Below are 7,121 nucleotides of genomic sequence, written 5' to 3' on the forward strand. Positions count from 1 at the left end.
ATTAACACAATTTCCGGCATAAATAATTATGTTTATACCTTACTGCCGCTGAAATTCTTTAATTGCAGAGGATTTTTAAAATATTTGAGTTAGCATAACTTTGGGTGTTTGGAGAATGGCAACGTCAAATGAGCAATAAAGCGGTTAATAGAGGTAAGAACAAACAAGCCAGTTCCACCTCCAGGATTTTAACAGTACCAGTTTTGGCTATAGCTGGATGCTTGGCAACGATCTTACCCAATACAGCGATCGCTGCTTCCTATCGCAATGATTATAGTGTCTGTGCGGGTCGCCTTTTGAGCGTGGGTGTAACGGCAGAAGCGGCATCACAAGGTTGTGCAGCAGCACTGCGTCCAAGAGATTTGGCTGCTTGCGTGGTTAAAATTGATAAGGAAACCCAAATTGCCGCGACAGATGCGCTTTCTTCTTGTGGGAAGGCCCGACGTCCTGAGGAGTTAGCTACCTGTGTAGTTGGCGTTAGCTTAAGTACTAAGGAAGAAGCTAATCCGGCAGTATTAGATTACTGTGGACGTAGTTTGTTACCCGTGCGCTTTGGGCAGTGTGTGGTTGGCTTACGTAGTCAAATTGACTTTCCTCCGACACAGGCGTTAGATACTTGTATCAGTGCAGATGATAGTGTTCTTGGTGCTTCATCTTTGTCTGCACCACCAACTATAATACCTGCGGGTTCAACTCCAAGTTTAGAGACTACCCCATTTCCAACGCAACCGAGTATTCCAACACAACCGATTGTTCCAACGCAACCCGGCACGACGAATTAATTACAATCCTTTGTAGTTGACTGAGAATATGGGTTAATTAGTAGGGTGGGCATTTTAATACCCACCCTACTAATTTTTCACGTTTAATATTAATGGGTAATATTCCACAGTTAAATTGCATATACTGGGCGAACAGGACTTCGGGGTATAATTGTCCTCTGCTTGCAAATGATGCAAACTAAACACTTACAACACAAAAGTCACAAGCAATTTTGTGACTTTTGTACTACTATTAATAGTACAGTGTTACAATCTAATATAGAGCAACCATCTTTCTACTATTAAGCAACAGACAAAATTACTGAAAAGCTTAATTTATAAGCTTTTTGAATTTTGTGTAGCGCTACTAGTACAGTCCGGCGGAAATAAACTAACATTTCATTTCAACCAGAAAGCCCAAAATTAAAGCATGAGTGACTTTTGACTTTTGACTTCCGCCCTGCGGCTGACTTCCGCTTTGCGGTGCTAGTCTTCTCTTTCACCAAAAGCTGTCTGTAAAACTACTGCAATACCGCCGTCTTGGTGATATTTATCTGCCCAGGCACGGATAACTTCATCCAATTCTTCCATAGCCTGCTCCATTTTTTCTGGGAGGATATCAAGTTCTTCCAGTAAGCGCATGGCATTTCGTCGCCGTTCTGCCCAATTTTTCATCATGCGGAAGTACCTAGCGGTATCTTCTACCATGATGTAAGTGCGTTCTTGATCGTCTGCGGGGGCATAAAAAGGACGGGTAAGAGCGTAGAAGGGCATTCCCCAAGGAGAATCAATGCGTGTTACCGTTCCTGAGTAGAGCAGACGACGCTTGATATGCTCACCCAAAGCTTCACTCAAAGGCATTTGGTGTTCGGGTGGCAAGTCTTCTTGCGATCGCCTGTGCAAAAACTCAATCAAATCTAGAAATTCAAAAGAGCTAACTAACTGGGCGTCAGGTAGATTACTGGGAAGTTTTTGCTCAATTTGTCTTTTTTCTTCACTTGTCAGGCTGGTACCAGGAACGCGCGATCGCCCCGGTTGCCAAGGATACTTTTCTAGCCAGACGTAAGGCAATTGAATCAAATAGCGCGGTTCCTGAGAACCCAGCATCTTTAACAGTTTGCCTTCTGTTAGCGCTTGTCTGACTTCTTCTACAATAATTTTTACCCGTTTCGGCTCCAGGTGGTGCAGATGCCCTGTCATCCGCAGGTTTTGCCCCTGCTCCAGATAGGTCATGTAAATTGCACACTTTGCTGCTGTTGCGGCTGCGTCTAAAAATGCCCCATGCCTGTGCCCACTCGTCCGCATGGCACTAAAAGCCAGATAAAGCATGATCTGATCCATCGCACTGGGGTCAAGACGTTTGATCAGATCTATGTCGTTACTCATATTACAGACAATTGAATAGCACGTTTACACAATTTTTAATCGAGTGAAAATAGGTAGTATACACCTGGCTGAAGAGAATGTCTTTACTTCAGACTATATTAGTATGCGATAACTATGAAATCGGTGGTAGTTTAAACTACCATTCTCGCATATTCTCTGGTATACAGGCAGATTTGATGGTTGTCACTATAACTGTCTCTGCATCTGACCAGAAAATTCAAAACATCACAAGTCCAGCTTTACGGCGGTTCCCGTCCCAAAAATCAACTGTGTTGCAAGTAATCTATAAAGCCTTTAAGTTCTCTGCCTTTTTCTCATCTTTCAAGAGCAACAACGTCAAGCTGTTTACACCTAGTTTTGGCACTATGCCGATTCAGAGTAAAAACTAGTTTGCGCGGTTCGTCTGGGATATCTGTTACTCGAAAAAGATGATTGTTATTCAGCTTTAGCGAATTATTTGTAGTACACAGATGGCTAGAGATCATTGGGAGTAATCTAAAAATAAATTGCTTACAAGGTGTAGCAATATTCAGAAGTTGACCCACACGGTTCCTTGTGAATTACCATCTTGTTTACAACCTCCAGTGATGTCTCGCCACTATAAGCCGTTGACTTGGGGGAAGATAGTAGACATCAAGTAGAGCAATTAATTCCAATTTCAGAAATACCTGTTGTTTTTTCAAATATCGTTCCTTATCATATCATTGTTTGTGGGATTTGGAGTACACTTCTCTATCTTTAACTTGAAAAGAAATGATGTGGATATAAATATGTTTCATTTTTGTTAAATCAAGATTTGATGACATTTTATCTTTACTCCTAAATCCAACTTTAATTTATCCTTTTGTTTTGATAAATTAAAACAGAAAGCCGCGATTATTAAAGACTCAATCGCATAACCATCAGACTTTGTTGCTCATTCTAATAACCGAAAGATTAGTTACTAGCCATACACATAATAAAACATATTCGATTCCATCTGATAATTATTTCACGATCCTTTTTCAATGAATTTATATTTCTTTCATGAAAGAATTTAAAACTTTCATGATTTAACTAATTTATTGATTTGTTTTAAGTATTTTCTACCTCACTGTTTTATATATTTGAGAGACTTGAATTGCGTAGATAGTTTGTTGCTATAAAAGAAGGATAATCCGTGGCAGGTTACGACATAAACTTCTTTCTCTAGGAATCTGGGCGATACCTGCGGTGGTCACTGAGCTTTGTCGTACCACTTCCCTACGGGACGCTACGCGAACGTGGAAGCAAGCTACGCAAAGCGTCTCGCAGAGAAGCGCGGGCTACGCCTACGCAAACCAAATTGACTACTACAGACTGACAGAAATAAAGATTCTATCTCACCAAACACAATAAGTAACCGGGCGTGAATAATTAAAGGTTTTGGTAAGCGGATTTTGCCCTATTTTAAGGTCTGAATGCCTTACTAATAGCCAATGTAGCAAATTTACATTACTTAACATAGTTTAATTTATTCTTGCCCACTTAGTGAGTCTACCACGCTTAAAAACCTGGTTACTCTAAACACTTCTGTTACTTCTTCATCTTCTAGTTCTAAAACGTACTGCAATGGTTTTAACTCCTTGCAAATTTCCTTTGTGAGCAAGTACTCCTGCTCAATTGCTTGAGTCAGTACTACTCGTACTGCTTACATATACGTGTTTTCCCTATCTGTATCAGGCTAAATCCCTAAAAATATATTACAAGTCAAGTTATTCTGATTACTGCTCGCTCATCTATTAAGCGTTATCTCCACCTATACAGCAGTCCTAAATTATTTGTGAAAACTTAGATCCCCGGCTTCTCAAAGAAGTCGGGGATCTTGTTTGTCATAGATGATTTAGAGAAGTGACAACTAAGCGTATTCATGTCAGGATTGGTGCTGAGAGTGATGGGAGGTAAAGTAGCTCCCATCACACCTAAACTGATTGAACTCGTCATTTAATTTGTAGGACTAGAGGGTTTAACCTGATTTCGCATTGTTTCAAAGCTGAAAGCAGCCGCGCCAAAGGTGACTAACAACACTCCTAGAATTTGCACAATATCCAAATTTTCTTGAATGATTAACCCAGCGAAAATCACTGTTAAAACTGGGATGCTACCACCGATGAGCGCTGATCGTGAAGCCCCTAGTTTAGTGATACCAACATTGTTGAGCAGATAGCCCGCAAGAGTCAACACACCCAAAATAAATGCACTTAAAACCAGTTCCAGCATCTTAGAGGGGTCAACTACCAAGTTCCAATCGCTTGGTAAAGGTAGCATCAAGCAGATAAAGCTCAACAACAACATGGTAGCGAAGTTAATTAAAGTAAAAGTCACAGGATGCAGTTTGCTAGCACAATGCCGTGTCAGAATTATGTAGGCAGCAAAAGCCACGCCTGAAAGAATAGCGGTGCTGCTTCCCATTGAAGTATTGCTCATACCTATGGGAGAACCTCCCAAAACCAACAATTCACCGCAGCAAATAGCGGCGATCGCACCGATGCGAAATATGCTAAAGCGATCGCCAAACAGAAGCCATGAGAATAGACCACTAACCATCGGATAGATAAAGAACAGTGCGATCGCCATTCCAGTTGTGATTTGAGCGATCGCAGTGTATATGAGCACCTGAGACAAAAACAAAAAGCATCCACTCACAACCGACAACAGCAAAATCTGCTTGGTAGCTGCATTAGCAGGTGTGGGATTTCCTCGGACTGAGTTGGCCAAGTTTTCTAAGTCTTGCCACAAACTTGGATGCAGTATCGGAGACAACAATACCATCAGTGGCACTACTACCATAAACCGTAGGGTCAAAATTAAGAAAGTATTACCCAAAGTGGGCGGCAGCAAGCGCTCTACCTCTAATACTCCAAAAATTTGGGAACCTTCGCCGAAAATTATCTTAATGGCTACGTTATAAAGCGACGATAACACTACCGATAAGACAATCAACAAGAAACCGACTTGGAGCGACGATAAACCAGAAGAATTGCGCGATCGCGATTGTGGAGGTTTTGCAGCCGGCTGCGGCTCTAGCGCAGTAGTCGGTGAGGATTTAGCTTTGCTCTGCGATACGTTCCTGCGGAGGAGAGAAATTGATTCAGCAGCGTTTCTCCTTCGTGAAGGTTGTATTGCTTCCGGCTGTGGCACCGATACAGTAGGAGGCTCTGATGTCGTTTCGTTTTCCGGCAAGTCCTTATTGAGGACAGAAATTGGTTCAGCAGCGTTTTCCTTTGGTGGCGGGACTACAGTAGGATTCGGCTCTGATTTAGTTTCCCTTTGGGACAAGTCTTTGTTGGGAGCAGAAATTGGGTTCGCAGCGTTTTCTTGAACAAAAGTCGGCTCTGATGTCGTTTCCCTTTGCGACAAATCTTTATTGGGGACAGAAATAGAAATTAGGTTAGCGACGTTTTCTCTAAGAATCGGCGGCTGCGATGTTGTTTCACTTTGGGACAAGTCTTTGTTGGGAGCAGAAATTGGGTTCGCAGCGTTTTCTTTAACAACGTTCGGCTCTGATGTCGTTTCCCTTGGTGAAAATTGATTGGGGATCGGGGAAATTGGCTCAGAGGAATTTCTTACTACTTCCCCAACCTGTGGCGGGGATGTCTCAAAAGAACTGTTTTTTTCTGGCTCGGTAAATTGCAAAACAGTAGGTGTACCTGCTGTTGCTGGTTTACGCGAAGCTTCTTCTATAGTTTTTTCTAGCTCTCCATGCAGGCGATTAACAAACTCCGTTAAAATCGTTTCCCCTTGCTGCTGCTGGCTGTACATCCGTGACAACTGCTGGGAAAGATTACTTTGATAGTTCTTCAGCTCCTGTTGCAGCGAGTTAAAGGTAACAGTAACGGTGTCATCCAAGCTGTCAAACATGTGTTCGACTTTTTCATTGATTTCACTTACTACATTGCTGCTTACTTCAGCGGATTTAAGCGCAGCTTGTTCATAAGACTTGCCCTCTATATTTTGGTTAGCTAAAGTTGCCAGAGAGGATTGCAGTTGTGAAGATATATGTTTTGCCAGAACTTCTGCCAGTTGCCGAATTAACACTTGCTGCTCAGTAATTTGGCGCACTTGTTGTAAATGCTCTTTTTCCTCTAGCAGGCTTTGAATGTCATCAGATAACCGATTCTTTTCTGACTGAAGTCGCTTTACGTCTTCTTGTAACCCTCTGAGGACATTTTGCTGAAGATTTTCTAAATCTTCAACTACAGCCCAAAGAGCATTTTCTGCTGCTCTGGACAACTCGCCTCTGACTCTTGGGTTTTCTGGTTGCTTCTCGAATCGCCCCATTAGCTTCTAACCTCTAACACCTTGACGATAAAGCTGCTTCCGGTACACTTTATTGGCGCTCATACTAATTTCATGTATTTTGTCAGATAAATTAAAAATTTTAACAGCACTTCCGCATTTCAACGTAATTCTGTCATACTGAACACAACTTGGCAAAGACATCAAATTTATATTACTGCCTAATACAAAGTGTTTTCTTCAACATTGACAAGCGATTTTAGATTTTAGATTGTCCGTATGGCTGTAAATCTCTTGAAGTAAAACCTTTGTTGTTTTTAGTCAGTTTAATTTACATCAACTTATTTGCTAATGAGATTTTTATTTTTAAATAAATCTCACTCCACATAAACATTTATTCTTTTGCTGCCAATAGTAATTGTCAAAGACTTGCAGATGCGTGCGCTATAGCCACCAAATTGTCTGACTTGCGAAACTAAGTGTAAATTTGTGTGGAATGTAACTTCTGTGACAGTTTCTATCTCTAAATTGAGATTAAAGTATCTTTCTGTGGAAATTCAAAGTTACGCTATCCCCTGCACAACATTCTAATGAATGAGCAGCAGTTCTGCAAAAACATGCTTTTTTGGCGTTGTTGCAGTCTATTACAGTGGGTGCGGAAACAATACTTCTCGGTTAAGGGGAAAAGGGGAAAGGGAAAAAGGGAAAGAAAAAACC

General features: G+C 41.4%; 4 protein-coding genes. 2 read left to right on the forward strand and 2 right to left on the reverse strand.

Going from position 1 to position 7,121, the window contains the following annotated elements:
• Positions 1–128: 128 nt before the first annotated feature.
• Entirely contained in the window at positions 129–782 is a 654-nt protein-coding gene (locus VB740_RS27530) for a hypothetical protein (RefSeq protein ID WP_323203029.1), read from the forward strand.
• A gap of 465 nt (positions 783–1,247) precedes the next feature.
• Here VB740_RS27530 and hetR read toward each other — a convergent pair whose 3' ends face one another.
• Complete coding sequence (hetR, locus tag VB740_RS27535; RefSeq protein WP_323203030.1) at positions 1,248–2,147, reverse strand: heterocyst differentiation master regulator HetR; 900 nt, start codon at positions 2,145–2,147, stop codon at positions 1,248–1,250.
• Positions 2,148–2,224: 77 nt separating this feature from the next.
• Between hetR and VB740_RS27540 the strand changes: the two genes are divergently transcribed.
• Positions 2,225–2,536, forward strand: coding sequence for a hypothetical protein (locus VB740_RS27540; protein ID WP_323203031.1), 312 nt, complete (start codon positions 2,225–2,227; stop codon positions 2,534–2,536).
• 1,573 nt (positions 2,537–4,109) lie between these two features.
• On the opposite strand, the gene VB740_RS27545 is transcribed toward VB740_RS27540, so the two are convergent.
• Positions 4,110–6,446, reverse strand: coding sequence for an EamA family transporter (locus VB740_RS27545; RefSeq protein WP_323203032.1), 2,337 nt, complete (start codon positions 6,444–6,446; stop codon positions 4,110–4,112).
• Positions 6,447–7,121 lie beyond the last annotated feature (675 nt).

The sequence above is a fragment of the Nostoc sp. UHCC 0251 genome (assembly GCF_034932245.1).
Lineage (GTDB): Bacteria > Cyanobacteriota > Cyanobacteriia > Cyanobacteriales > Nostocaceae > Nostoc.

Coding starts and splice junctions, on each gene's coding strand:
- hetR (WP_323203030.1), bottom strand. CDS start 2,147: ATGAGTAACGACATAGATCTGATCAAACGTCTTGACCCCAGTGCGATG.
- VB740_RS27530 (WP_323203029.1), top strand. CDS start 129: ATGAGCAATAAAGCGGTTAATAGAGGTAAGAACAAACAAGCCAGTTCC.
- VB740_RS27540 (WP_323203031.1), top strand. CDS start 2,225: ATGTCTTTACTTCAGACTATATTAGTATGCGATAACTATGAAATCGGT.
- VB740_RS27545 (WP_323203032.1), bottom strand. CDS start 6,446: ATGGGGCGATTCGAGAAGCAACCAGAAAACCCAAGAGTCAGAGGCGAG.